General features: G+C 65.3%; 22 protein-coding genes. 12 read left to right on the top strand and 10 right to left on the bottom strand.

All coding sequences use genetic code 11. From position 1 onward, the window contains the following. Positions 1-23 precede the first annotated feature (23 nt). The 4 genes from hcrC to A6A04_RS18770 are packed head-to-tail and all read left to right on the top strand — an operon-like array spanning position 24 to position 4,803. Positions 24-506, top strand: coding sequence for a 4-hydroxybenzoyl-CoA reductase subunit gamma (gene hcrC / locus A6A04_RS18785; protein ID WP_068495551.1), 483 nt, complete (start codon positions 24-26; stop codon positions 504-506). After that, positions 503-2,815, top strand: a complete 2,313-nt coding sequence (gene hcrA, locus A6A04_RS18780) for a 4-hydroxybenzoyl-CoA reductase subunit alpha (protein WP_068495550.1) — start codon at positions 503-505, stop codon at positions 2,813-2,815. The genes hcrC and hcrA overlap by 4 nt, the downstream gene beginning before the upstream one ends. Then, positions 2,812-3,786, top strand: coding sequence for a 4-hydroxybenzoyl-CoA reductase subunit beta (gene hcrB / locus A6A04_RS18775; protein ID WP_068495549.1), 975 nt, complete (start codon positions 2,812-2,814; stop codon positions 3,784-3,786). The genes hcrA and hcrB overlap by 4 nt, the downstream gene beginning before the upstream one ends. 3 nt (positions 3,787-3,789) lie before the next feature. Continuing rightward, positions 3,790-4,803, top strand: coding sequence for an XdhC family protein (locus A6A04_RS18770; RefSeq protein WP_156612692.1), 1,014 nt, complete (start codon positions 3,790-3,792; stop codon positions 4,801-4,803). Here A6A04_RS18770 and A6A04_RS23500 read toward each other — a convergent pair. After that, the gene (locus A6A04_RS23500) at positions 4,769-6,670 is read right to left on the bottom strand and encodes a methyl-accepting chemotaxis protein (protein ID WP_068495548.1); all 1,902 of its coding nucleotides are present in this window, start codon (positions 6,668-6,670) and stop codon (positions 4,769-4,771) included. The two genes, A6A04_RS18770 and A6A04_RS23500, sit on opposite strands and share 35 nt — an antisense overlap. A 163-nt stretch (positions 6,671-6,833) precedes the next feature. Here A6A04_RS23500 and A6A04_RS18760 point away from each other — a divergent pair, with 163 nt between their 5' ends. The 3 genes from A6A04_RS18760 (at position 6,834) to A6A04_RS18750 (ending at position 9,720) form a co-directional block, all read left to right on the top strand. Further along, on the top strand, positions 6,834-8,045 hold the full coding sequence (locus A6A04_RS18760) for an NnrS family protein (RefSeq protein WP_068495547.1): 1,212 nt from the start codon (positions 6,834-6,836) through the stop codon (positions 8,043-8,045). Between the two features lie 17 nt (positions 8,046-8,062). Next, positions 8,063-8,788 carry an SAM hydrolase/SAM-dependent halogenase family protein gene (locus A6A04_RS18755; protein WP_322096826.1) on the top strand — a complete coding sequence of 242 codons (726 nt, stop codon included), beginning with the start codon at positions 8,063-8,065 and terminating at the stop codon, positions 8,786-8,788. Between the two features lie 104 nt (positions 8,789-8,892). After that, the gene (locus A6A04_RS18750; protein WP_068495677.1) at positions 8,893-9,720 is read left to right on the top strand and encodes an MBL fold metallo-hydrolase; all 828 of its coding nucleotides are present in this window, start codon (positions 8,893-8,895) and stop codon (positions 9,718-9,720) included. Positions 9,721-9,726: 6 nt separating this feature from the next. Here A6A04_RS18750 and A6A04_RS18745 read toward each other — a convergent pair whose 3' ends face one another. The 3 genes from A6A04_RS18745 to A6A04_RS18735 form a co-directional block, all read right to left on the bottom strand. Beyond that, positions 9,727-10,386 (bottom strand): OmpA/MotB family protein, encoded by a 660-nt coding sequence (locus A6A04_RS18745; RefSeq protein WP_068495546.1) that lies wholly within the window; start codon positions 10,384-10,386, stop codon positions 9,727-9,729. A gap of 13 nt (positions 10,387-10,399) precedes the next feature. Further along, complete coding sequence (locus A6A04_RS18740) at positions 10,400-11,197, bottom strand: motility protein A (RefSeq protein WP_068495545.1); 798 nt, start codon at positions 11,195-11,197, stop codon at positions 10,400-10,402. A gap of 255 nt (positions 11,198-11,452) precedes the next feature. Next, positions 11,453-14,167 (bottom strand): bifunctional acetate--CoA ligase family protein/GNAT family N-acetyltransferase, encoded by a 2,715-nt coding sequence (locus A6A04_RS18735; RefSeq protein ID WP_068495544.1) that lies wholly within the window; start codon positions 14,165-14,167, stop codon positions 11,453-11,455. Between the two features lie 204 nt (positions 14,168-14,371). Between A6A04_RS18735 and A6A04_RS18730 the strand changes: the two genes are divergently transcribed. The 4 genes from A6A04_RS18730 (at position 14,372) to A6A04_RS18715 (ending at position 17,675) form a co-directional block, all read left to right on the top strand. Continuing rightward, complete coding sequence (locus tag A6A04_RS18730) at positions 14,372-15,766, top strand: bifunctional enoyl-CoA hydratase/phosphate acetyltransferase (protein WP_082915065.1); 1,395 nt, start codon at positions 14,372-14,374, stop codon at positions 15,764-15,766. Positions 15,767-15,782: 16 nt separating this feature from the next. Further along, positions 15,783-16,979, top strand: coding sequence for an acetate/propionate family kinase (locus tag A6A04_RS18725; protein ID WP_068495543.1), 1,197 nt, complete (start codon positions 15,783-15,785; stop codon positions 16,977-16,979). 64 nt (positions 16,980-17,043) lie between these two features. Continuing rightward, complete coding sequence (locus A6A04_RS18720; protein WP_068495542.1) at positions 17,044-17,418, top strand: cyclophilin-like fold protein; 375 nt, start codon at positions 17,044-17,046, stop codon at positions 17,416-17,418. Positions 17,419-17,423: 5 nt separating this feature from the next. Next, complete coding sequence (locus tag A6A04_RS18715; protein ID WP_068495541.1) at positions 17,424-17,675, top strand: hypothetical protein; 252 nt, start codon at positions 17,424-17,426, stop codon at positions 17,673-17,675. Between the two features lie 19 nt (positions 17,676-17,694). On the opposite strand, the gene A6A04_RS18710 is transcribed toward A6A04_RS18715, so the two are convergent. The 4 genes from A6A04_RS18710 to purE all read right to left on the bottom strand — a co-directional run bounded on the left by A6A04_RS18710 (position 17,695) and on the right by purE (position 20,721). Then, entirely contained in the window at positions 17,695-18,360 is a 666-nt protein-coding gene (locus A6A04_RS18710; protein WP_068495540.1) for a cyclic nucleotide-binding domain-containing protein, read from the bottom strand. Positions 18,361-18,367: 7 nt separating this feature from the next. Further along, positions 18,368-18,979, bottom strand: a complete 612-nt coding sequence (locus tag A6A04_RS18705; RefSeq protein WP_068495539.1) for a DedA family protein — start codon at positions 18,977-18,979, stop codon at positions 18,368-18,370. A gap of 111 nt (positions 18,980-19,090) precedes the next feature. Next, the gene (locus A6A04_RS18700) at positions 19,091-20,203 is read right to left on the bottom strand and encodes a 5-(carboxyamino)imidazole ribonucleotide synthase (RefSeq protein WP_068495538.1); all 1,113 of its coding nucleotides are present in this window, start codon (positions 20,201-20,203) and stop codon (positions 19,091-19,093) included. Beyond that, positions 20,200-20,721: a 5-(carboxyamino)imidazole ribonucleotide mutase gene (gene purE / locus A6A04_RS18695; protein ID WP_068495537.1), complete on the bottom strand. Its 522-nt coding sequence runs from the start codon at positions 20,719-20,721 to the stop codon at positions 20,200-20,202. The genes A6A04_RS18700 and purE overlap by 4 nt, the downstream gene beginning before the upstream one ends. Before the next feature lie 138 nt (positions 20,722-20,859). On the opposite strand from purE, the gene A6A04_RS18690 reads away from it, so the two are divergent. Further along, entirely contained in the window at positions 20,860-21,594 is a 735-nt protein-coding gene (locus A6A04_RS18690) for a GGDEF domain-containing protein (protein WP_068495536.1), read from the top strand. Here A6A04_RS18690 and A6A04_RS18685 read toward each other — a convergent pair. Together A6A04_RS18685 and A6A04_RS18680 are read right to left on the bottom strand one after the other, a co-directional pair. After that, a complete protein-coding gene (locus tag A6A04_RS18685) occupies positions 21,587-22,255 on the bottom strand; it encodes a response regulator transcription factor (protein ID WP_068495535.1) in 669 nt (222 codons plus the stop codon). The genes A6A04_RS18690 and A6A04_RS18685 overlap by 8 nt on opposite strands. Positions 22,256-22,364: 109 nt before the next feature. Continuing rightward, positions 22,365-24,449, bottom strand: a complete 2,085-nt coding sequence (locus A6A04_RS18680; protein ID WP_245651296.1) for an ATP-binding protein — start codon at positions 24,447-24,449, stop codon at positions 22,365-22,367. Between the last annotated feature and the right edge of the window lie 4 nt (positions 24,450-24,453).

Raw genomic sequence — 24,453 nt, 5'->3', positions numbered from 1 at the left:
GAAATGGGGCGGGGAGGACGACCGTGAAAAGCATTCTGCGATTGACCCTCAACGGGCGCGCCCGCGAGGACCTGGTGCCCGACAACATGCTGTTGCTGGATTACTTGCGCGAGGCGGTGGGCCTGACCGGCTCGAAGCAGGGCTGCGACGGCGGCGAATGTGGCGCCTGCACCGTGCTGGTGGACGACCGGCCCCGGCTGGCCTGTTCCACCCTGGCGCATCAGGTGGCGGGGAAAAGGGTCGAGACCGTGGAGGGGCTGGCGAAGCAGGGGGTGATTTCCCGGCTCCAGGCCGCTTTTCACGAAAAGCTGGGCACCCAGTGCGGCTTTTGCACCCCCGGCATGATCATGGCGGCCGAGGCCCTGCTGCGTAAAAATCCGCATCCGTCGCGCGACGAGATCAAGGCGGCGCTGGCGGGCAATCTGTGCCGCTGCACCGGCTATGTGAAGATCATCGAATCGGTGGAGGCCGCCGCTGGCGCCTCCTGCCGGGAGGCGGCGGAATGAGCGTGAAACTCCCCAAGAACGGCACTGTCGGCGCCCGCACCCCCCTGGTGGACGGGGTCGAGAAGGTCACCGGCAAGGCCAGGTACACCGCCGATATCGCCGCCAAGGACGCCCTGGTCGGGCGAATCTTAAGGAGCCCGGTCGCCCATGCCCGTATTCTCTCCATCGACACCACGGCGGCCGAGGCGCTGGACGGCGTCATCTGCGTCTGCACCGGGGCGGAGACGCCGGTTCCGTTCGGCGTGCTGCCCATCGCCGAGAACGAGTATCCGCTGGCCCGCGACAAGGTCCGCTATCGCGGCGATCCCGTGGCCGCCGTCGCCGCCGTCGATGAACTGACCGCCGAGAAGGCCCTGGGCCTGATCAAGGTGGAGTACGAGGCGCTGCCCGCCTATACCACCGCCAAGGCGGCCATGAAGCCCGGCGCGGTGGCCATCCACGACGACAAGCCCAACAACATCCTGCGCGAGGTCCATGCCGAGTTCGGTGATGTGGAGGCCGCCTTCGCCGAGGCGGACCTGATCCGCGAGAAGGTCTACACCTTCGCCGAGGTCAACCATGTCCATATGGAGCTGAACGCAACCCTGGCCGAATACGATCCCGTCCGGGACATGTTGACGCTGAACACCACCACCCAGGTGCCCTATTACGTCCATCTCAAGGTGGCGGCCTGCCTGGAAATGGATTCCGCCCGCATCCGGGTGATCAAGCCCTTCCTGGGCGGCGGCTTCGGGGCGCGCACCGAATGCCTGCATTTCGAGATCATCGCCGGTCTGCTGGCCCGCAAGGCCAAGGGCAATGTGCGGCTGATCCAGACCCGGGAAGAGACCTTCATCGCCCATCGCGGCCGTCCCTGGACCGAAGTGAAGATGAGGATCGGCCTGAAGAAGGACGGCAAGATCGCCGCCCTGGCGCTGGAGGCCACCCAGGCGGGCGGCGCCTATGCCGGATACGGCATCATCACCATCCTCTATACCGGCGCCCTGATGCACGGGCTCTATCACATTCCGGCCATCAAGCACGACGCCTGGCGGGTCTATACCAACACGCCACCCTGTGGCGCCATGCGCGGCCACGGCACCGTCGACACCCGCGCCGCCTTCGAGGCGCTGTTGACTGAGATGGGAGATGAACTCGGAATCGACTCCCTGAAAATACGCCAGATCAATCTGTTGCCAGAAATTCCTTATGTGACGATGTATGCCCAGCGGGTCATGAGCTATGGCCTGCCCGAATGCCTGGAGAAGGTCAAGGCGGCCTCGGGCTGGGAGGCGCGCAAGGGCAACATGCCCAAGGGACGGGGACTGGGCATCGCCTGCTCGCATTTCGTCTCGGGCACCTCGACGCCGAAGCACTGGACCGGCGAGCCCCACGCCACTGTCAACCTGAAGCTGGATTTCGACGGCGGTATCACCCTGCTGACCGGCGCCGCCGATATCGGCCAGGGCTCCAACACCATGGCGACCCAGGTGGCGGCCGAGGTCCTGGGGGTGCGGTTGAATCGCATCCGAGTGATCTCGGCGGATTCGGCGCTGACCCCCAAGGATAACGGCTCCTATTCCTCGCGCGTCACCTTCATGGTGGGCAACGCCTCCATCGCGGCGGCCGAGGAGTTGAAGGGCATCCTGGTCAAGGCTGCGGCCAAGAAGCTGGACGCCTGCGAGGAGGATATCGAGGTCATTGATGAAATCTTCGTGGTCTCGGGCAGCCAGGACCCCGGCCTGACCTTCCAGGAGGTGGTCAAGGCCGCCCTGATCGACACCGGCACCATCACGGTGAAAGGCACCTTCACTTGTCCCACCGAGTTCCAGGGCGACAAGAAAATCCGGGGCAGCGCCATCGGCGCCACCATGGGCTTCTGCTATGCCGCCCAGGTGGTGGAGGCCAGCGTCGACGAGATCACCGGCCGCGTCACCGCCCACAAGGTGTGGGTGGCGGTGGATGTGGGCAAGGCGCTCAATCCCCTGGCGGTGGAAGGCCAGACCCAGGGCGGCGTCTGGATGGGCATGGGCCAGGCCCTGTCGGAGGAAACCCGCTATGACGATTCGGGCAAGATGATCCACGGCAATATCCTGGACTACCGGGTGCCGACCATGGCGGAAAGCCCCGATATCGAGGTCATCATCGTCGAAAGCATCGACCCCAACGGCCCGTTCGGCGCCAAGGAGGCGTCGGAAGGCATGCTGGCCGGGTTCCTGCCCGCCGTGCACGAGGCGGTCTTCGAGGCGGTGGGCGTGCGCGCCACCAAGTTTCCCCTGAGCCCCGAGACCATCACCGAACTGCTGGACGCCAAGGAGGCCGCGGAATGAACATCCTGCCCGATTTCAAGACGCTGCGCCCCGCCACCCTGGCCGAGGCGGTCGCCGCCCTGGCCGCCGATGGCGCCCAGGCCCTGGGCGGTGGCACCGACCTGCTGCCCAATCTCCGCCGGGGCCTGGGCAAGCCTGTCACCCTGGTTGACATGACCGCCATCGGCAATCTGAGCGGCATTGCCGTCCTGGCCGATGGGAATTTGCGCATCGGCGCCGGAACCAGTCTGGAAGCCATCGCCGAAAGCGAGGCGATCAAGTCCGGTTGGCCGGTGCTGGCCCAGGCCGCCGAACTGGTGGCCGGTCCCACCCATCGCGCCGCCGCCACCCTGGGCGGCAATCTGTGCCAGGACACCCGCTGCGTGTTCTATAACCAGTCGGAATGGTGGCGCTCGGGCAATGGCTATTGCCTCAAATACGAGGGCGACAAGTGCCATGTGGTGGTGAAGTCCGATCGCTGCTACGCCACCTATCACGGCGACGTGGCCCCGGCCCTGATGGTGCTGGGCGCCGAGGCGGAGGTGGTCGGCCCCACCGGCAAGCGGAGCCTGAAGCTGGCCGAGCTGTTCCGCGAAGTGGGCCAGCGGCATCTGACCTTGGAGAAGGGCGAGGTGCTGGCCGCCGTCATGGTGCCGCCCCTGGACGGCTGGCGCGCCCGCTATGTCAAGGTGCGGGTGCGTGACGCCATCGACTTCCCCCTGGCGGGCATTGCCGTGGCGCTGAAGCGTGACGGAGACACACTGAGCGGCCTGAAGCTGGCCATCACCGGCACCAATTCGGCGCCGCTGCTGGTCTCTACCGACTCACTGGTGGGTGGAACCTGGGACGCGGCGGCGGGCGAAAGCCTGACCCAATTGGTGCGCAAGACCTCCAACGTACTCAAGACCACCATCACCGGCGTCAAGTATCGCCGCCGGGTGTTGCTGGCCATGGCGCGCAAGGCGGTTGACGAGTTGTGGGCCGGAGCCTGAGCCATGTGCCTCGACACCATCCGCCCCGATCCCGCCGACATGGCCGCCGATGACGCAGAGGTGCTGGAGACGGCGTTGCGCTGGATGGGAGAGGGGCGGGCGGTTCGCCTTGCCGTGGTGCTGGCCACCTGGGGCTCGGCGCCGCGCGCCACCGGTTCCTATATGGCGGTGGCGTCGGACGGGGCCTTCGCCGGGTCGGTCTCGGGGGGCTGCGTCGAATCGGCGGTGATTTCCGAGGCCCGCGAGCTGGAAGACGGCGAGGCGCCCCGCGTCCTGTCCTTCGGGGTGGAGGACGAGACCGCCTGGCATGTGGGCCTGCCCTGCGGCGGCACCATCCGGGTGGCGGTGTTCCACCCTGTCAAGGCTCTGCTGGAGCGGGTGGTGGCGTGTCATTCCCGGCGCATTCCCACCGCCCTGGCTCTCGACCTCGCCAGCGGCGCCCAGAGTCTGGCCGAGGGCGACGAGGAGATCGGGCGGCTGCCCCAGCCCTCCGAGACCCTGTTCATCCGCCAGCACGAGGCGCCTTGGACCATGATCATCACCGGGGCGGTGCATATTTCCCAGATCCTGGCGGGCATGGCGCGTCAGGTGGGCTTCGCCGTCACCGTGCTGGACCCGCGCACCGCCTTTGCGCAAGGAGAGCGCTTTCCCGGCATCAGCCTGCTCTGCGGCGAGCCCGAGGAAGTGCTGGCGGCCATGACCCTGGACCGCCGCACCGCCCTGGTCAGCGTCACCCATGTGCCGCGCCTGGATGACGCCGCCCTGAAAATGGCCCTGGCCTCGCCCGCCTTCTATGTCGGCGCCCTGGGCAGCACCCGAACCCACGCCAAGCGGTGCCAGCGGCTGGAGAGCGCCGGGATCGCCACGGCCGATCTGGAGCGTATCCAGGCGCCGGTGGGCCTCGATATCGGCGCCAAGACCCCGGCCGAGATCGCGGTGTCGATCCTGGCCGAGGTCATCGCGGCGCGGCGGGGGAAGCCAATCAGGCGACCCGGAAGAACCCCATCAGCCGGTTGAGTTCCCGTGACTGGTCTTCCAGGGCATGGGCGGCGGCGGTGCTCTCCTCCACCAGGGCGGCATTCTGCTGGGTCATCTCGTCCATCTGGGTGACGGCGGAATTGACCTGATCGATGCCCGAGGCCTGTTCGGCGGAGGCCGAGGCGATCTCGGCGACGATGTCGGCCACCCGTTTGACGCTGCCCAGGATGTCGTCCAGGGTCTTGCCCGCGCCCTTGACCAGTTCCGCGCCCTGGGCGACCTCGCCACCGCTTTGGTTGATCAGGGTCTTGATCTCCCTGGACGCCTGGGCCGAGCGTTGGGCCAGGTTGCGGACTTCCTGGGCGACCACGGCGAATCCCTTGCCCGCGTCTCCGGCACGGGCAGCCTCCACCGCCGCGTTCAGCGCCAGCAGATTGGTCTGGAAGGCGATCTCGTCGATCATGCCGACGATATCGCCGATCTTCTGACTGGAGGTTTCGATCCGTCCCATGGCGGCGACGGCGTCGGTGACGACCTGACCGCCGCCCGCCGCGACCTCGCGAGCCGCCGATGCCAGTTGGCTGGCCTGCTGGGCATTGGCGGCGTTCTGGCGCACGGTGGCGGCCAGTTCCTCCATGGAGGCGGCGGTTTCCTCCAGGGATGACGCCTGTTGCTCCGAACGTTCCGACAGGTCCTGGCTGCCCGAGGCGACCTCGGCGGCGGCCGATCCGATCTGGGCCGCGGCGGTGTTGATGTTGGTGACGATATCCGACAGCCGGTCGGCGGTGCGGTTGACATCGGTTTTCAACTGGTCGAACACGCCTTCATAGGGATTGGTGATGCGCCGGGTCAGATCGCCGCGCGCCACCGATTCCAGCACCCCGGCCACATCCTTCAGCGCCACCTCGGTCAGGCGGACCAGAGTATTGACGCCTTCGCACAGGCTCAGGAGGAAGCCGTCCTTGCCCGCCAAATCGATGCGGCGGTCGAGATTGCCCTGGCTGGCGGCGCTGGCCACCTGGGCCACTTCGGCGACGATGGCGGCTTCGTGCTGGCGCTGGGCCTCTTCCGCCTGGCGCTGGGCCGCGTCGGCGGCCTTCTGCTCCTCCTCCATCCGGTGCTTTTCGACGGCGGCCTGCTTGAACACCTCGACCGCGCGGCCGATATCGCCGATCTCGTCCTTGCGATCGCTCCCGATCACCGCGACCTCGCGGTCGCCACCGGCCAAGCGGGCCATGACGGCCAGAATGGCGTTCAGCGGTTGAGTGATGGAGCGCACGATGACCGTCGCCAGTCCCATTCCCAGCAACAGGGCCAGACCGGCGGACACCAGCGCCATGGTCCGGCTGCTGGCGGCGGTGGCCATGCCCTTGTCGAATTCCTGCTTGGCGACCCGGTCCTGAAGCGCGATCAGGGCTTCCACTTCCGCCATGGCCTTGGCGAATTTCGGCCCGGCATCCTCGCGCATATTCTTCATGGAGCCGTCGAACTCACCCTTGGCCGCCAGGCGCAAGGTTTGGTCGCGGCTGGCCTGGTAGACGGGCAGGGCGGCTCCAAAACGTTCGGCAATGGTCTTTTCCTCGGGGGTGAGGTAGGTCGCCATATAATCCTTCAGCACCGACCGGGCGGTCTGGTCCAACTTGGCGACATCGGCGACCAGCGCATCCATCCGGTCCGAGGCGGCACCCGAGGCGGCGAAGACGGCATGGGTCCGCATGCGATGCAGCGCGTCGGCGATCCGGCTCAACTGGACCAGCGCCACCGTGCGGTCCTCGTACACGGTCCTGAGGCCGCCCAGGATGGCGGTCTGGCCGGAGACGCCAACCCATGTCACCACCACCAGGAACAGAGCCATCACGCCGGTCAGTGCCGCCAGCCTGCCGCCGATGCGAACGCTCGAAACCATGCCTATTCTCCATGCACAATGCCCTAGCCTGAACTATAGGCAATCCTGGACCAATGTCTTGGGTAAAATGCCCCCAAAGGATTGGGGGGCTTGACCCCGCTCAAGGTGAGAATGTTTCGCAAGGCGCAAGCTGCGACATCTTTCGCATCAAGGCAGCAGCGCCATGGCAACCATTCCCTTGCAGGAACCCGTCTATAAAGGCTCGGCCGGTCCGGTCTTCTTTGCCGCCGGGTTCCGCCCCTTCTTCCTGTTCGCCGCCGTCCAGGCCGCGATCATGCTGCCGCTCTGGCTGCTGGTGTTCTTCGGCATTTTGCCCCTGGGGGCCAACTGGAACCCGGTTGTCTGGCATGCCCATGCCATGGTGTTCGGCTTCGCTGGCGCCGCTATCGGCGGCTTCCTGCTGACGGCGGTGCCCAACTGGACCAATTCCCACCATGTCTCGGGTCGGCCGCTGATGCTGCTGTTCGGGGTGTGGTTGGCCGGGCGTCTGGCCACCGCCTTCGCCGGAGTACTGCCGCCGCTGCTGGTGGCGGCAATCGACCTCGCCTATCTGCCTATCCTGGCGGTGCTGCTGGCCAAGCCGCTGATGGCGGCGGGCAAGTGGCGCAACATCGCCTTCCTGCCCATCCTGGGCGTGTTGTGGCTGGCCGATCTGTGCGTCCATCTCGAAGCCATCGCCGGATTCTCCAGCGGGCTCAAGGGCGTCTATCTCGGCCTGTTCGTGGTGCTGCTGATGATCGTCATCGTCGGCGGGCGCATCATTCCGTCCTTCACCCAGAACTGGCTGCGCATGCAAGGCCAGCCTGTGACCATGCCGGACGGCGACTGGATCGAGAAGGGTGGCGCCGCCGCCAGCCTGATCCTGGCCGCCCTGGCCCAACTGGTCCTGCCCGGCTCGGCCCTGGCCGGTGCCCTGGCCCTGGTGGCCGCTCTGGTGCATGGCTGGCGACTGTCGCGCTGGCACGGCCTCAAGACTCTCTCCAACCCCATCCTGGGTGTGCTGCATCTGGGCTATGGCTGGATGGTGGCGGGATTCGCCCTGCTGGGCCTGTCGGCCTTCGTGTCGGGCCTACCCGCCTCGGCGGCGGTGCATGCGCTGACGGCCGGATCGGTGGGAACCATGGTGATCGGCGTCATGAGCCGCGCCGCCCTCGGCCATTCCGGCCGTCCGCTGCAACTGGCCCCGGCCACGGTCGGCGCCTATATACTGATATCGGTCGGCACCCTGCTGCGGGTGCTGGCGCCGGTGGTCGGTGGCGCGGTGGCGGAGCTGACCTGGGCCGGCGGGCTGGCCTGGACCGCCGGATGGTTGGTCTATGCCGTGGTCTATTTCCCCGTCACCACCCAGCCCCGCGCGGATGGCCGTCCGGGGTAAGGCCCAAGGGAGGTGCCATGGCGCCGATGATCGTAACCTTCACCGATTTCGGCGCCCAGGGACCCTATCTCGGCCAGATGGAGATGGCGATCCGCCGTCTGGCCCCCACCGTGCCGGTGGTTCATCTGTTGGCGGATGCCCCCATGTTCGATCCCAGGGCCGCGGCATACCTGCTGGCGGCACTGGCGGTGGACGTCCCGCATGATGCGGTGATGGCCTGCGTGGTCGATCCCGGGGTCGGTGGCTCGCGCGCGCCGCTGGCCCTGCGCCTGGACGGGCGTTGGCTGGTCGGCCCCGACAACGGGTTGTTCGAGCCCCTGATCCGCAGGGCGGTGGAGGTGGAGGCCTTCGAGATCGCCTGGCGCCCCGATCGGCTTTCCGCAACCTTCCACGGCCGTGATCTGTTCGCGCCCATGGCCGTCCGGCTGGCCGGGGGGGATGTCTCCGGGCTGCGGCCCGTGGCGACGCCGCGCCGGTTGGATTGGCCCGACGATCTGGCGCGGATCATCTATCTCGATCACTACGGCAATGCCTGGACCGGGCTGCGGGCCTCGCTCCTGACCGATGCGGGCCTTGCGCTGGGTGACAGCACCATTCCCCGGGCGAGGACCTTCGGGGATGTCCCCAAGGGCAGGGCCTTCTGCTACGAAAATTCAAGCAGTCTGGTGGAGATCGCGGTCAATGGCGGTCGCGCGTCTGAGCTTCCCGGCATTGAATTGGGGACAATCGTCACAATTTGTTGAAAATTAGCGCTAATTTTTTTGGTTCTGTGTGACCAAATACATATTGGTTGTGGAGGGTTTAAGACTAACCTGTAATCTGGGGAGCGGGGATGGAGAGCAAGGCCATGGAATTCACGGTGAAGTTTTGGGGGGTGCGCGGAAGCATCGCCTGTCCTTCGCCCGACCATGTGGTCTATGGCGGCAATACCAGCAGCATCTCCATCACTACCGAGCAGGGGGTTCTGGCCTTTGACGCCGGGACCGGCATCCGTTCGCTGGGCAGCCATCTCGGCAAGCTTGGTGCCACGCAGGCCCATCTGTTCTTCACCCATGCCCATTGGGATCACATCCTGGGATTTCCGTTCTTTGGACCGGCCTATAATCCCAATTTCAAGCTTCACATCCATGCCGCCCAGTTGGAAGGCAGCCCCAAGGGCATCCGCCATATCCTGTCCGCCCAGATGGAGACGCCCAATTTCCCGGTTCCGCTGGCGGCCATGCGGGGCATCGCCTCGGACGAGGATTTCGCCATCGGCACGGTGCATGAGCCTTATCCCGGCGTGGTGGTGCGCACCGCCCGCCTGCGCCATCCCAACGGCGCCTGCGGCTATCGCGTCGAGCATGGCGGTCTTGCCGCCGCCTATATCACCGATACCGAGCATGTGCCGGGCGAGCCCGACGCCAATGTCATGTCGCTGATCCAGGGCGTCGATCTGATGATCTATGACAGCACCTATACCGATGCCGAATTCCCCGCCAAGGTCGGCTGGGGCCATTCCACCTGGCAGGAGGCGGTGCGTCTGGCCAAGGCCTGCGGCGTCAAGCGCCTCGCCATCTTCCATCATGACCCCGAGCATACCGACGATGTCATGGCGGTCATCGAGGCCGAGGCCAAGGCGAGTTGGGACGGCGCCTTCTGCGCCCGTGACGGCATGGAAGTCCGCCTGGCCTGAGGGGCGCTATCTCGGATAGATGTGCAGTTCCACCCGGCGGTTGATGGCCTGGTTCTCGGGATAGGGCTTGCCGCTTTCGCTGCGGTTGGGAACCCTTGGCGCGGTGTCGGCCAGGGCGGAAATCTTCATGCGCGACTGGGCGACCCCCAGTTCGGCGAGCAGGCGCAGGGTCGCCAGGGCGCGCGCCGCCGACAGGTCCCAGTTGGAGGGAAACATCTGGGTCTTGACCGGCGTATCGTCGGTATGGCCCTGGATTTCCACCTGATAGCCCAGGAAGCGCTGCTGGTTGAGGGTGCCGACCACTTCCCTCATCAGTGGCAGGATCTCGGGGCGAACCTCGGCCGAGCCGGGCTTGAACACCGTGCCGCTGGCCAGATTGAGGACGATTCCCTTGTCGTCCTTGCCCACATCGACGCTTTCCTCGACGCCCGCCCCGGCGATCTCGCCCAGCAGTTCGGTCTTGAGGTCCTGCAGCGGCTTGGTGACTTCGCGGTTGCCCACATCCTTGGCCATGCCGGCCTGGACTTCCTCGTATTTGGCGGGATCGATCTTGGACATGGACACCAGCACGATGAAGAAAGCCATCAGCAGGGTGATCATATCGGCGTAGGAGAGCAGCCAGTCCTCGGCCGCTTCCTTGTTTTCCTTGTGGAACTTGCCGCTCATGGCCGTCGTCTCCCTACTTCTTCGGCGCCTTGTCGATGTCGAAGTGGATGGAGGGGTCGAGATAGCTGTTCATGGCGTCCTGGATGAAACGCGGATTGCGCCGGTCGGCCAGCAGGGACAGGCCCTCTGCCACCAGGAGATTGCGGAAGCGGACGATGGATTCGCGCTGATGGGTCTTTTCGGCGCTCGGCATGATGGCCAGGCGGGCGAACAGCACGCCGTAAAGCGTGCCCAGCAGGCCGACGGCCATGCCGGCGCCCAGCTTGGAGGGATCGCTGCCCATGGAATCCAGCATCACCACCAGGCCGATCAGGGTGGCGATCATGCCGAAGGCCGGGGCGTTGCTGGCCATGTATTTGAGGATTTCCACCGGCACCGTATTGCGCTGGAAGGTGGTTTCGATCTGGTTTTCCAGCATGTGGCGCACTTCGGGGCCAGTATAGCCGGAAATCACCAGATTGATGCCGAAGCCCAGGAAGGAATCCTGATTCTTGACGCTCTTGGCGTCGGTTTCCAGGGCGGAGATGCCGCTTTTCTGCATCAGATAGGCCCAGCGGACGATGCGGGCGACCTCATTGGTCAGCATGTCGCGGGTCATCTTGGGTGACGAGAAGATGCCCCTCACCTTGCCCAGCGCCGCCTTGACGTAGCGGGCCTCATAGGCCACCAGGGTCGCGGCCAGGGTTCCGCCCACCACCATCAGAATGCCGCTGAGATGGAGGAATATCTTGAAATTGGTGGTGAGTTCGAGGATCGAGCCAAGAAGCAGGAAGAGGCTCAGCGAGAACCCGATGATCGTTGGCAGCGACATTTCAGCTCGGTCCCCAGTTCTTCACGGTCGCGACACGCCCTTCTGGGCACCGGATGCTCTTATCCGGATGGATGTTTCACCCTTCACGAGCCAATCGCTGTGTGAATCAGCAAGCCACCCATCATTATTTGGGGCAGTTCACCTTTAAGAAGATTTAACTTCTGAAAGAATCGTTCCTCGGCCTCATTCTGGGGGAAGCCGTCACAAGGAGCAACACCAACGGAACGGTGGGGAGGTCGCTATACCTGGCGGGCCTCACGCGGTGGGGTCGGGGCCGGTGGGCGGCGGCTGGTGCAGATCCAGTTCCACCTCGACGATATCGCCATCGATGGTGCGCATGGGAACGAAGCCGAGATGCTGGACAAAGGCCAGCATGCGCTGGTTGTCGCGCAGGACTTGCCCGGCGATGGCGTGGGTGCCGCGGCTGCGGCTGTAGTCGATGATCTTGACCATCAGCCGTTTGGCCAGTCCGCCGCCCTTCAAATCGGAACGGACCACCACAGCGAATTCCGCCTTTTCATTGTCGGGATCGGTGACGGTGCGGACCACGCCCAGGGTTTCCTTGCCGCCATTCTCGGTCCTGGCCTCGCCGATGAAAGCCATTTCACGGTCGTAGTCGATCTGGGTCAGGCGCGCCATCTCGGTATGGGGCATCTCGTGGACCAGGCCGAAGAAGCGGAAACGGATGTCCTCGGGAGTCAGCTTGGACAGGAAGATGTGGTGGTTGGGCTCATCCTCGGGGCGGATCGGACGGATCAAGACCTCACGGCCGTCCTTCATGGTGAAGATTTCCTCCAGCTCCTTGGGATAGGGCCGGATGGCAAGACGTTCGGTGCCAGGCTTGGCCTTGGCCACGGTGATGCGGGCATCCAGGGCCAGCACGCCCTGGGAATCGGCGAACAGGGGATTGATGTCCAGTTCGACAATTTCGGGGAAATCGATCACCAGCTGCGACAACTGCACCAGGGCCAGTTCGATGGCCTGGCGGTTGACCGGGGCACGGCCACGATAGCCTTCCAGCAGCCGCGAAACCCGGGTGCGCGAAATGACCTCGGCCGCCAGGTTCATGTTCAGCGGCGGCAGGGCCATGGCGCGATCGGCGATGATTTCCACCGCGATGCCGCCCTGGCCGAACATGATGACCGGGCCGAACACCGGATCGGTGGCGACACCGGCGATCAGTTCCACCGCGCCGGGACGCCGGGCCATGGTCTGGACGGTAAAGCCCTGGATCTGGGCGGTAGGATAGACCTCCTTCACCCGGTCCAACATCTGGTAGGCGGCCTTCTCGACCTCGAAATCACCCTGCAGATTCAACATGACGCCGCCCACGTCGGATTTATGCAGGATGTCGGGCGACAAAATCTTCAGCGCCACCGGCCCGTTCATGGTCTTGGCGATGCGTCCGGCCAGGGCCGGGGTGGGGGCCACATGGGTCTCCACCGAGGGAATGCCATAGGCTTCCAGCACCGACTTGGCCTCGGGCTCGTTCAGGGTGCCGCCACCCTTGGCGATGGCGGCCTCGATCAGGAAGCGGGCGCGCCTGGTGTCGGGCACGAAGTCGGTGGGGGCCGAGGCCGGCACCTCCATCAGCAGTTCCTGGTTCTTGCGGTACTGGATCAGATGGGTGAAGGCCTGGATGGCGGCGCGAGGCGTCTCATAGGTGGGAATGCCCGCGCCGCTGAACAGATGGCGGGCATGGCGAACCGCCTCGGCGCCGACCCAACAGGTCATGACATTGGCCCTGGGCCGGTCCTTGCAGCTCTTGATCACCGCAACCGCCACGTCGCCGGGATCGGACAGGGCCGTGGGGGCGTGCATGACCAGCACCGCGTCCACCGCCTTGCATTCCGAAAGAATGGTCAGGGCCTTGACATAGCGTTCGCCATCGGCGTCGCCGCCGATATCCACGGGATTGATGTGCGACCAGGTGTTGGGCAGCACGGCGTTGAGCTTGTCGATCACTTCGTCGGGCAGGGCGGCCAGTTCGCCCCCCAGTTCGGACAGGTCGTCGGCGGCGATGACGCCGATGCCGCCGCCATTGGTGATCACCGCCAGCCGCTTGCCCTTCATGGGCCGGGCGCGGGCCAGGGTCTCGACCGCGCCGAAGATTTCCTCGATATCGTGGACGCGCAGCATGCCGGCGCGGCGCATGGCGGCATCAAATACCGCATCCGAGCCCGCCAGGGCGCCGGTATGGGAAGCGGCGGCGCGGGCGCCCTCGCGGGAACGCCCGGCCTTGATGGCGAGAACCGGTTTGTTGCGGGCGGCGGCGCGGGCGGCGGACATGAAATTACGCCGCTCGTGGATGGTTTCCACGTAAAGCAGGATGGCCCGGGTCATGGGGTCGCTGCCCAGATAATCCAGCACGTCGCCGAAATCGACGCCCTCGGTATCGCCCAGATGGATGAAGTGGGAGAAGCCGATCTCCTTGTCGCGGGCCCAGTCCAGAACGGCGGTGCACAGGGCGCCCGACTGGGAGACGAAGGCCAATTTGCCCGGCATGGCGCTTTCATGGGAGTAGCTGGCATTCAGGCCGATGCCGGGAACCAGGATGCCCATGCTGTTGGGGCCAAGGATGCGCATGTCGTTGGCCCGCGCCACCGACAGGGCTTCCTCCAGCTTGGTGCTGCCATCCTCGTTTGAGACCAGATGCAGCCCCGGAGTCATGATGCAGGCGGCTTTGGTACCGCGGGCCGCCAGGGTGCCGAGGATGCCGGGAATGGTCTCGGGCTTCTGGACGCAGATCAGGGCCAGGTCCGGGGCCTGGGGCAGGCAGGCCACGTCGGGATAGGCCAGTACCCCCGCCACCGAGGGATGGTCCGGCGTCACCGGCATCACCGGTCCGGCGAAATCGCCCTTGAGCAGGTTGCGCATGACCAGGGCGCCGATCGTCTTGGGCGAGGTCGAGGCTCCGACCACGGCGATGGACTGGGGACGGAACAGGGCCTTCAGATTGCGGGTGCTCATGGTGATTCCGGCGCAGTGTCCGTTGAACGGCTCTAACCTAAAGCATAGGCCGGGTGGTTGTGCGTCGCAACATCTTCCCGAGGCATGACCGCCATGTTTGTGCCGTGACCTTCGTCACGAACCGGTCATTGTACGTTCACGGGAGGACCGGTATATTTTGCGACGCAATATGTATCAGCCACAAGCTGTCGATGGAGCTTTCCCATGGTCGAGATGATGAACAACCGGGTTTTCGCCGAGATCAAGATCGGTGATTCGGCCACGCTGGAGCGCACCTGCAGCATGAAGGACGTCGAGCTGTTCGGTGTCGCCACCGGCGACCTGAACCCGACCCATTACAGCGCCGAAAGCGCCGAGAAGTTCGCCCATCACCGCAAGGTGGTGGCGCACAGCATGTGGGGCGGCTCGCTGCTGTCGGCGCTGCTGGGCAACGAACTGCCGGGGCCGGGCACCGTCTACCGCAATCAGGACCTGACGTTCCTCGCGCCGGTGGAAGTTGGCGATACCGTTACGGTGACCATCACCGTGGCGGAAAAAATTCCGCCGGCCGACATCGCCTTCGACTGCAAGGCGGTCAACCAGAAGGGCGAGACCGTCTATACCGGCCGCGCCCTGGTGATCGCCCCCACCGAAAAGGTCAGCCAGCCCAAGATGGAACTGCAGGAGGTGGCACTGCGCCGCCGCCACCATGTGTTCGAGGACATCATCGCGAAGTGTACCGATCTGGCCCCCATTTCGGTGGCGGTCTGCCATCCCTGTGACCAGGTCTCACTGGAAGGTCCGGTGGAGGCGGCCAAGCTGGGGCTGATCGATCCCATCCTGATCGGTCCGGAGGCCAAGATCCGCTCGGTGGCGGCGGAGTTCGGCTTCGACCTGACCGGGCTGCGCATCGTCGATACCCAGCATTCCCACGAATCGGCCGAAAGGGCGGTGGCCATGTGCCGCTCGGGCGAGGCCGAGGCGCTGATGAAGGGCAGCCTGCACACCGACGAAATGATGCATGAGGTCGCCTCGCGCGATAAGGGCCTGCGCACCGCACGGCGCATCAGCCATGTCTTCGTCATGGATGTGCCCACCTATCCCCGCACCCTGCTGATCACCGACGCCGCCATCAATATCTACCCGACCCTGGAGGACAAGGCCGACATCCTGCAAAACGCCATCGAACTGGCGCATGTGCTGGGGGTCGAGCTGCCCAAGGTGGCGATCCTGTCGGCGGTGGAAACCGTGTATCCGAAGATCAATTCCACCATCGAGGCGGCGGCGCTCTGCAAGATGGCCGATCGCGGCCAGATCACCGGCGCCCTGCTGGACGGCCCGCTGGCCTTCGACAACGCCATCAGCGAGGAAGCGGCCAAGATCAAGAAGATCAACTCGCCGGTGGCGGGACGCGCCGACATCCTGCTGGTGCCGGATCTGGAAGCGGGCAACATGCTGGCCAAGCAGCTGTCCTATCTGGCCGAGGCCGATGCCGCCGGCATCGTGCTGGGGGCTCGGGTGCCGATCGTGCTGACCAGCCGTGCCGACAGTGCCAAGGCCCGTCTGGCGTCCTGCGCCGTTGCGGTGCTGTTCGCCCATGCCCGCCGCCTCAAGGCATAGGAAGGACTCAATCATCATGCGTGACGGTATCCTGGTCATCAACGCCGGTTCGTCTTCCATCAAGTTCTCGCTCTACATCTCGGACGGCGACGACAAGCCGTTGCTGTCGTGCAAGGGACAGGTGGAAGGCATCAACGTGGCGCCGCATTTCATCGCCAAGGCGCCCCATGGCGGTGTGCTCAACGAGCAGCGTTGGCCCGATCAGCCCAATCTCAGCCATTCCGCCCTGTTCAAATACATGATCCAGTGGATCGAGGCGCAGCTGGGCGATGCCGAGCTGAAGGCGGCGGGGCACCGGGTGGTGCATGGCGGTTCGCTGTATTCACAGCCGCTGCTGATCAATGACGATCTCATGGCCGAGCTGGAAACCCTGGTGCCGCTGGCCCCGCTGCATCAGCCCCACAACCTGGCGCCCATCAAGGCGCTGAAGGAAGTGCATCCCGAGCTGCTGCAGGTGGCCTGCTTCGACACCGCCTTCCACCGCTCCAACCCCTGGACGGCACAAAGCTTCGCCCTGCCGCGCAAGATCACCGGCGAAGGCGTGAAGCGCTACGGCTTCCACGGCCTGTCCTATGAATACATCGCCCGCCAGCTCCGCCAGATCGCTCCGGCGGTGGCGCGCGGCCGGGTGGTGGTCTGCCATCTGGGCTCCGGCGCCTCCATGTGCGCCATCCACGAGGGCAAGTCCATCGCGTCCACCATGGGCTTCACCGCCCTGGACGGCTTGCCCATGGGGACCCGCACCGGCACCCTGGACGCTGGCGTGGTTCTCTATCTGCTGCAGCAGAAGGGCATGACCGCCAAGGAGATCGAGGACATGCTGTACAAGCAGTCCGGCCTGATCGGCGTGTCGGGCGTGTCCAACGACATGCGGGTGCTGCTGGAAAGCTCGGAGCCCCATGCCACCGAGGCGGTGGAACTGTTCGTCTACCGCATTTCGCGCGAATTGGGCTCGCTGGCGGCGGCCATGGGGGGCATCGACGCCCTGGTGTTCACCGCCGGGATCGGCGAGCATTCCCCCCAGGTGCGGGAGCGAGTCTGCAAGCATGCGGAATGGCTTGGCGTGGAGATGGACGACGAGGCCAACCAGCGCGGCGCTCAGATGATCAGCACCATGGAGAGCCCGGTATCGGTGTGGGTGGTGCCCACCGACGAGGAGATGATGATCGCCAAGCACACCCGCGAGGTACTGCAATCGGTCAAGGTCGCGTAACTCTGGTCAAGCGCGCGGCGACAGGGCACACTGGCCGCCGATGAACGAGACGGGAAACTGAGGAATGCGGAAGCTGAAGATCACAATCGGGCGCGTGGTGCTGCAGGTTGATCTCTACGACACGCCCACCGCCGATGCCATCCTGGCGGCCGCGCCGTTCGAGGCCCGCGCCACCACCTGGCAGGGCGAGGTCTATTTCCAGGCCCCAGTCCGTGCCGATCGCGAGGCCAATGCCCGTGACGTTGTGGAAAAGGGGGAGCTGGCCTTCCGGCACGAGGGCGAGGCCATCGTCATCGGCTATGGCCCGACGCCCTGTTCCCAGGGTGATGAAATCCGCCTGGCGTTGCCCGAGAATATCTGGGGCCGCACTACCGACGAACTCAGCGGTTTGGCCGAGGTCGAGGCCGGTCAACTGGTCAAGGTCGAGGCGGTGGAGTAACGCATATGGGCTGGCGCTGCGTCCTGGCGATGGTGCTGGCCCTGGGGCTGGGAGGCTGCGGCGTGCCCGATCTGGTGGCCCACACCATCAAGGAAGTCGAAAAGAGCCAGCGTGACGGCGGTGGCAAGGCTTCCACGGCGGAGCCGTCGCGGCCCGCGGCGACCGACAGCCGGGCCGAGGAGGAACCGCCGCCGCCGGTCCGGGCGCCGCAGCCAGCCCGCAGCTCGGTCACTGTCGAGGAACTGCCCGCCCGTTAGAGGGGGGCGAGGGCAGGCACTACAACTGGCGCCGTCCCTCGGTGCTGATGGCGGCCTTCAGGTCCATGTCGCCGGCCTCGCCATCCTCGATGATATGGTCGTGGCGCTTGTCCTTGGCACGGTGGCCGATCTCGGCCAGTTCCCCCACCACCTTCTCCAGCCTGGCCAGGGTGGCCAGCATCTCCTCGGCGATGACGCGATCCTCCATGAGGTTGGCGTAGCGCTTGATGTTGAAGGAGAAATGGCGGATCAGCTTCACATTGTCGCGGAAGCTGCGGGGGCGGCGGACGAAGATGCGATGCGAGCTGCGGATGTTCTTGATGAACATGCTGACCAGGGCGCGGACGAATTTATCGGTGGCGGCCAGCTTGCGGGCGAACAGCGGTTCGGGGATGCGGGTGATGACGCTGTCCATGGCGGCGACGGCGGTGGCCATGCGCTCGGAGCGGTCGATCACCGCCATTTCGCCAAAGATTTCCCCTGGCTTGATGGAGTCCAACTCAACCCGCTGGCTTTCCACCTGCTGGTAAATGACGATCTTGCCCTTTTCCAGGATATAGGCGGCGTCGCCTTCCTCGCCCTGGCGGAACAAAATCGTTCCAGTGGTGACGTTCAGCTTTTCCAGCTTGGCGTCGGGCTCGGGAGCGGCGGCTGGCGGCGGGGTGGGCGGCACGGATTTGTTCATGACCGCCTCATTCCGTTGGGGGAGCTTCTGGAGCAACGGTGGCGGCGGGTGTCTTGGCTTTGCCGCGCAAGGCCCCGAACACGCCGAAGGCGATCATCAGGACGATGAAGCCGCCCAGCACGAACCATTTGCTCTCGCCCAGCCATTCCTCCAGCTTGCGTCCGATCAAATATCCGCCCCAGGCGAAGCAGTGGGCCCAGATGGTGGCGGCGATGAAATTCAGGACCAGATACTTGACCCGGGGCACGCCCGCGATGCCGACGATGAAGGGGGCGAAATTGCGCACCCCATAAATCCAGCGAAACGACAGGATGAACAGCACCGGGCTGCGATTGACCGCCTGGAAGGCCCAATCGACCCGGGTGGTCAGCTTGGGCCAGCGGGTCAGCAGCGGCGTGCCGTATTTCCGGCCGATATAGTAGTAGAGCTGGTCGCCGAAAAAGCTGCCGGTCAGGGCGGACAGCGCCAGAAGCTCGACGCTGATGTTGAAGCGGCCCTCGGACGCCAGCACTCCGGTCACGATCACCACGGTCTCGCCTTCGACGAAGGTCCAGGCGGTGATGAATGGATAAAGCAGGAAGCCGTATTCCTTCAGGACGTGGATGACGAGATCTTCCAAAGGGGCTCCCCGGACACAGGAATGAAAACCGCCAGCAAAAATCCGGCAATAAGGGGTAGGGCGTCAACGTCGAAATGCAGCCATGACGAAATCGTCACGTCTGGAGCGTTTTCAAGGCGTCGAACGAGGCCCGATCCGGTTGACGTGTCCCATCTTGCGGCCGTTTCGCGCTTCGGCCTTGCCGTAGAGATGCAGCTTGGCGCGGGGGTCGCGCAGGATGTCCAGCCACTGATCCACGTCGTTACCGATCAGGTTCTTCATCACCGCGTCGGAATGGCGCTCGGGCGAGCCCAGCGGCAGGCCGCAGACGGCGCGGACGAACTGCTCGAACTGGTCGGTGACGCAGGCATCCATGGTCCAGTGGCCGGAATTGTGGGGCCGGGGGGCCATCTCGTTGGCCAGCAGGCCGGTGCTGGTCACGAACATCTCCACCGCCAGCAAACCGACCACGCCCAGGGATTCGGCGGCGCGGTGGGCGATATCCATGGCCTGATCGGCCATTTCCCTGGAAATGGGAGCCGGGGCGGTGGTGGTGTCGAGGATATGGTTGGTATGGACGTTCCATACCGGGTCGAAAGCGGCCCAGGCACCATCGACGCCACGGGCGACGATGACGGAAATCTCGCCCTCGAAGTCGATGAAGCCTTCCAGCACGCCCATGCCGATCTCGCCGAGCCCGGTTCCCAGTTCGGCCCAGGCCTGGGCCGGATCGGTGTCGGGCATGATCTTGACCTGGCCCTTGCCGTCATAGCCCAGCCGGGCGGTCTTCAGCACCGAGGGGCGGCCCAGTTCGGCGATGGCCTGTTCCAGCTGCTCCAGGTTGGCGACCTCGCGCCAGGGCGCGGTCTCGATGCCGATGGAGTTGAAGAATTTTTTCTCGCTGATACGGTCCTGGGCCACTTCCAGCACGCTCCAGCACGGGCGCACCGGTACCAGCGAGGCCATGCGGCGCACGCTTTCGGCCGGGATGTTCTCGAATTCGAAGGTCACCACGTCCACCGACCGGGCAAAGGCCTCGATGGCGGTCTGGTCGGAATAGTCCGCCACGGTGGCCGCCGCCGAGACCTGGGCGGTGGGGCTGTCGACCTCGGGGGTGAAGACATGCACCAGATACCCCAGTCGACCGGCGGCCAGGGCGGCCATGCGGCCCAACTGGCCTCCGCCGATAATGCCGATGGTGCTGCCGGGGGGCAGTGGCCGGGTATCGGATTCGGGCGCGCTCACGGGCGGATCAGATCGGGATTGTCGGAGTCCACCGGTGCCACGGCCACGCCATCGGTCTGACGGGTGCGCCAGGCCTCCAGAGCCGCCTCGACCTTGGGATCCATCAGGGCGAGAACCGCACCGGCCAGCAGCGCGGCATTGATGGCCCCCGCCTTGCCGATGGCCAGGGTTCCCACGGGAATGCCGCCGGGCATCTGGACGATGGACAGCAGCGAGTCCTGGCCCTTCAGCGTCTTGCTTTCCACCGGCACTCCGAACACCGGCAAAGGCGTCATGGCGGCGGTCATGCCGGGCAGATGGGCGGCGCCACCGGCGCCCGCGATCACCACCTTGAGGCCGCGCGGCTTGGCCTGGGCGGCGTAGTCGTACAGGCGCTTGGGCGTGCGGTGCGCCGAGACCACCCGGGTCTCGAAGGCGATGCCCAATTCGGCCAGGGTTGCGGCGGCATGACGCATGGTTTCCCAGTCGGACTGGCTGCCCATGATGATGCCGACCTGGGGCCCCGAAGCACTGACCATGGGGCTCGCCTCACGGTAGGGGTTGAAGAAAGGGCGGAATTATAGGGATCGCGAGGGCCGACGCAAGGACGTAATGCCGAAATACCGGACATGATGCGATGAACATGGTACTCTCGGATCGTTCGCGCTGGGTGAGAAATGGCCAATCAGTTCCGCAGCGATCCGGTCTTTTCCGTCGGTCACGTCAACGAGTACGTGCGCGACCAGGATCTGCATCATTCTCCCCATCAGTCGCCCTATCCCAAATACGAGCCGCCCCAGGTGGAACATTCGGTGGCGGATGTGGCCTCGATCCTGGGCCTGCCCGACTCCGCCGTCACGCCCCAGGTGATGGCTGCGGTTACCCGCCTGCTGTCCGAGATGGACCGGCTGCGCTGGCTCGATGGCCAGTATCAGAGGCGCCAGGCCTTTCTGGAAGGCTTGGCGGAACGCGACTCGGTGGTTGCCACCCTCAATCGGCGGGGATTGATGCGGGCGTTGGAGGCGTTGCTGGTCACGGGTGGCGGCGACGGCGTCCTGGTGGTCCTGCACGTGGCCGGGATCGAGCATATCCGCCAGGTGGAGGGCGTGGCGGCGGGCGATGCCGCCCTGCGCCATATCGCGGCCCATCTGGTTGGGTCGCTCCGGGGCAGTGATCTGGTGGGGCTGTTGGGGGGAACCGACTTCGCCCTTGTCCTGACCGCCACCGATCTGGTCTCGGCGCGGGAAAAGGTGCGCGACGTCATGGCCCGCATCAACGCCCAGCCCTTCGTCTGGTTGGCCCAGACCCACAGCTTCGCCATGTTCGCGGGCTACCACATCCTGGTGGCGGGCGAGAGCGCCGAGGCGGCGCTGGCCGCCGCCGACCGGGCGCGGCGCGGGATAACTAGTTGATCACCGGCGGCATGATCCAACCCGATTGCAATGCGATGCGCACGGCCTGGGCGCGGTTGGCGGCGCCGATCTTGCGATAGACATTGCGCAGGTGCACCTTGATGGTGATTTCCTGCAGGCTCAGCGCGATGGCGATTTCCTTGTTGGTTCGCCCTTCCACCAACTGGGCCAGGATTTCACCCTCGCGCCGCGACAGGCGGTCGAAAGGCGGCGGCACCGCCGCCGGCTTGGGGGCGATGGGCTGGGCGCCCTGGTTGGCGGGGTCTTCGAAGAACGAACTGGACGGCAGATAGGTTTCGCCCGACAGCACCAGACGCAGGGCATTGACCATGGCGGTGCCGCTGACGGTCTTGGGGATGAAACCGGCGGCCCCGGACTGCACCGCGGCGACCACATGGTCGCGGGTGGAATATCCCGACACGATCACAACGGGGATATTGGGGACCTTGGCCTTGATCTGGACCAAGCCGTCCAGGCCGTCCATCCCGGGCATCATCAGGTCGAGCAGGATCAGGCTGAGATTGGGTGCGCCCTCAATGGCCTGCAAGGCCTCGCTCAATGTGGCGGCGTCCAGGATGTCTGCCCCGGGATCAAGTTCTTGGAGGAACGGCTTCAGGCCGTCCCGGACCAGCTTGTGGTCGTCGGCCACCAGAATTTGCATATAGCCCCACTCCCGGCTTGTGGCGTTGGCGCTGTTGTTACCTACCTGAAAGTATAAACAAGCAAAATGAAACAAACAATGGCAACAAGGCAAAACCTGGCGAAAAAAGCTATTCACCCGGAGGTTGGAGGAAGCGGGCGATCAGCTCGCCCAGATTTCCCAAGGCCAGAGGCTTCTTCAGCACCGCGCAACGATCATCCTGCAAGGTGTCGGTCAGTCGTTCGGTGGCACCGAGATGGCCGGTAACGATGATGATGGGCAGCAGGGGATCAAATTCGCGGAGCTTTTCCACCAGTTCCTCGCCATTGCCGGCCGGCATGCGCAGATCGGTGATGACAATATCGGCCGGGTCCTTGCAGAACAACTCCCAGGCCTGATCCCCGGCGGCGGCGATGCTGATCCGGCATCCCAGGGCCCGAAGATAATGGGCGAGGGCATCGGCGGCGGCGGCCTCGTCGTCGACCACCAGGATATGGCCATTGCCCAATGCGCTGGGCATGGGGGCGCAAGGCGGCATCGAGGTCATCTGGGACGGTCCCGCATTGGCCACCAGCGGCAGGTCGATGGCGAAGGTTGCCCCACTGGCACATTCCAGGCTCTGCAGGCGTCCACCCATGCTGGCGATCAGGCTATAGCTGACCGACAGGCCCAGGCCAGTGCCGCGTCCGGCGTCCTTGGTGGTGAAGAAGGGCTCGAAAATCCGATGGCGGATGGTTTCCGGGATGCCGGGGCCATTGTCGCTGATCAGGATGCGCAGCCGGTCAAAGTCTTGTTCCGCGGCGATCCGGATCTGGCCGCGCCAATCGCGCGGCATGTGGTTCTTGCCATCGCGCAGGGCATGATGGGCGTTGTTGAGCAGGTTCATCACCACCTGCTCCAACTGGACCCTGCGGCCGCGAACCGGTGTCGGCGCCGTTGCCGCCGCCACCTCCAGGCTGATCCCGTCCGGTTTCAACTGGCGGCACAGAACCTCGGCGGCGGATTCCACCGTCTGCATGGCGTCGAAGACCTGCAAGGGCGTGGTGTCGCGGCGGCTGAAGATCCGGATGTCGTCGATGATCTCGGCGGCACGCTCGGACTGTTCGGCCACCAGTTGGAACTGTTGCGCCTGCCATTCCGGAGTGGCCTTGCCGCGCTCGATCAGCATCAGGGCGCCCTCGGCGGCCAGACGGATGATGTTGAGCGGCTGGGACAACTCGTGCACCAGTCCCGCAGCCATTTCCCCCAAGGTGGCGAGTTTGGCGTTTTGAAGCAGTTGCTCTTGCACCTGGGCCCGCTCGGTGATGTCGCGGATGGTCAGGAGGCGGGCGGGAACCCCTCGGAAGGTGATGGAACAGGCGGTGATTTCCGCCTCGAACACCCGTCCGTCCAGGGTGGTGAGCTTGTATTGCCCGACATAGGTTCCGGGCGGCGGTTCGGCGATCCGCGAGACCGCCATGGTCTTCGAGTCCTCGTGGACCATGTCCAGCAACGGACGCCCCACCAGCGAGACGTCGGGCCCGGCTCCGAATACCTCGGACGACGCGGGGTTGGCGAAGACGATGGTGCCGTGGCAATGGACGAGAATGGCATCGGGGGCCATTTCGATCAGGGAGCGATAGCGCTCCTCGCTCTCCGCCAGGTCGCGGGCGGTCTGGTCGTGCAGCGCTTTCATGCGCAGGGCCGAGATGCCATGGGCCAGATTGCGCGCCAGTCCCATCAGCAGGCGGACGGTCACCGGGTCGAAGGCATTGGGCTGGTCGGCGTAAAACATCAGCGCGCCGATGCGCTCGTCACCGTCGCCGATGGGCAGCGAGATGGTGGAGCGGAAGCCGAAGCGTCGGGCCGCCTCGCGCCAGGGGCGGTAGACCTCGGAGGTCTCGGTATCAGTGATGATGCAGGGCTCGCCGGTGCGGATGGAAATGCCGGTGGGGCCGCAGCCGAACTCGTCATCGGCCCAGGAAATGGTGATGTGGTCGAGATAGGCCCGCGCCGCTCCGGCGCTGGCCATGGGCATCACCAGCTTGCCCGGGGTGGGGCGGGCATAGCCGATCCATACCAGGCGATAGCCGACAACCTCGACGCCGATGCGGCAGATTTCCTCCAGCAGGGTGAATTCATCGGTGGCACGCACCAGGGCCTCGGTGGATCGGGCCAGGACGGTGACGGCACGATCCACCATGCGGGCATCGTCGTCGGCTTTGGCTCCGGTCATCCTG

It is taken from the genome of Paramagnetospirillum marisnigri, from assembly GCF_001650715.1.
Classification (GTDB): Bacteria; Pseudomonadota; Alphaproteobacteria; order Rhodospirillales; family Magnetospirillaceae; genus Phaeospirillum; species Phaeospirillum marisnigri.
Note: the sequence above shows the minus strand (reverse complement) of the source record. Positions and strands in the feature narration are given on the sequence as shown.

Excerpts from the sequence above, each read along its gene's own strand:
- hcrA (WP_068495550.1), top strand. The coding sequence starts at position 503 with ATGAGCGTGAAACTCCCCAAGAACGGCACTGTCGGCGCCCGCACCCCC.
- hcrB (WP_068495549.1), top strand. The coding sequence starts at position 2,812 with ATGAACATCCTGCCCGATTTCAAGACGCTGCGCCCCGCCACCCTGGCC.
- A6A04_RS18770 (WP_156612692.1), top strand. The coding sequence starts at position 3,790 with ATGTGCCTCGACACCATCCGCCCCGATCCCGCCGACATGGCCGCCGAT.
- A6A04_RS23500 (WP_068495548.1), bottom strand. The coding sequence starts at position 6,670 with ATGGTTTCGAGCGTTCGCATCGGCGGCAGGCTGGCGGCACTGACCGGC.
- A6A04_RS18760 (WP_068495547.1), top strand. The coding sequence starts at position 6,834 with ATGGCAACCATTCCCTTGCAGGAACCCGTCTATAAAGGCTCGGCCGGT.
- A6A04_RS18755 (WP_322096826.1), top strand. The coding sequence starts at position 8,063 with ATGGCGCCGATGATCGTAACCTTCACCGATTTCGGCGCCCAGGGACCC.
- A6A04_RS18750 (WP_068495677.1), top strand. The coding sequence starts at position 8,893 with ATGGAATTCACGGTGAAGTTTTGGGGGGTGCGCGGAAGCATCGCCTGT.
- A6A04_RS18745 (WP_068495546.1), bottom strand. The coding sequence starts at position 10,386 with ATGAGCGGCAAGTTCCACAAGGAAAACAAGGAAGCGGCCGAGGACTGG.
- A6A04_RS18740 (WP_068495545.1), bottom strand. The coding sequence starts at position 11,197 with ATGTCGCTGCCAACGATCATCGGGTTCTCGCTGAGCCTCTTCCTGCTT.
- A6A04_RS18735 (WP_068495544.1), bottom strand. The coding sequence starts at position 14,167 with ATGAGCACCCGCAATCTGAAGGCCCTGTTCCGTCCCCAGTCCATCGCC.
- A6A04_RS18730 (WP_082915065.1), top strand. The coding sequence starts at position 14,372 with ATGGTCGAGATGATGAACAACCGGGTTTTCGCCGAGATCAAGATCGGT.
- A6A04_RS18725 (WP_068495543.1), top strand. The coding sequence starts at position 15,783 with ATGCGTGACGGTATCCTGGTCATCAACGCCGGTTCGTCTTCCATCAAG.
- A6A04_RS18720 (WP_068495542.1), top strand. The coding sequence starts at position 17,044 with ATGCGGAAGCTGAAGATCACAATCGGGCGCGTGGTGCTGCAGGTTGAT.
- A6A04_RS18715 (WP_068495541.1), top strand. The coding sequence starts at position 17,424 with ATGGGCTGGCGCTGCGTCCTGGCGATGGTGCTGGCCCTGGGGCTGGGA.
- A6A04_RS18710 (WP_068495540.1), bottom strand. The coding sequence starts at position 18,360 with ATGAACAAATCCGTGCCGCCCACCCCGCCGCCAGCCGCCGCTCCCGAG.
- purE (WP_068495537.1), bottom strand. The coding sequence starts at position 20,721 with ATGGTCAGTGCTTCGGGGCCCCAGGTCGGCATCATCATGGGCAGCCAG.
- A6A04_RS18690 (WP_068495536.1), top strand. The coding sequence starts at position 20,860 with ATGGCCAATCAGTTCCGCAGCGATCCGGTCTTTTCCGTCGGTCACGTC.
- A6A04_RS18685 (WP_068495535.1), bottom strand. The coding sequence starts at position 22,255 with ATGCAAATTCTGGTGGCCGACGACCACAAGCTGGTCCGGGACGGCCTG.
- A6A04_RS18680 (WP_245651296.1), bottom strand. The coding sequence starts at position 24,449 with ATGACCGGAGCCAAAGCCGACGACGATGCCCGCATGGTGGATCGTGCC.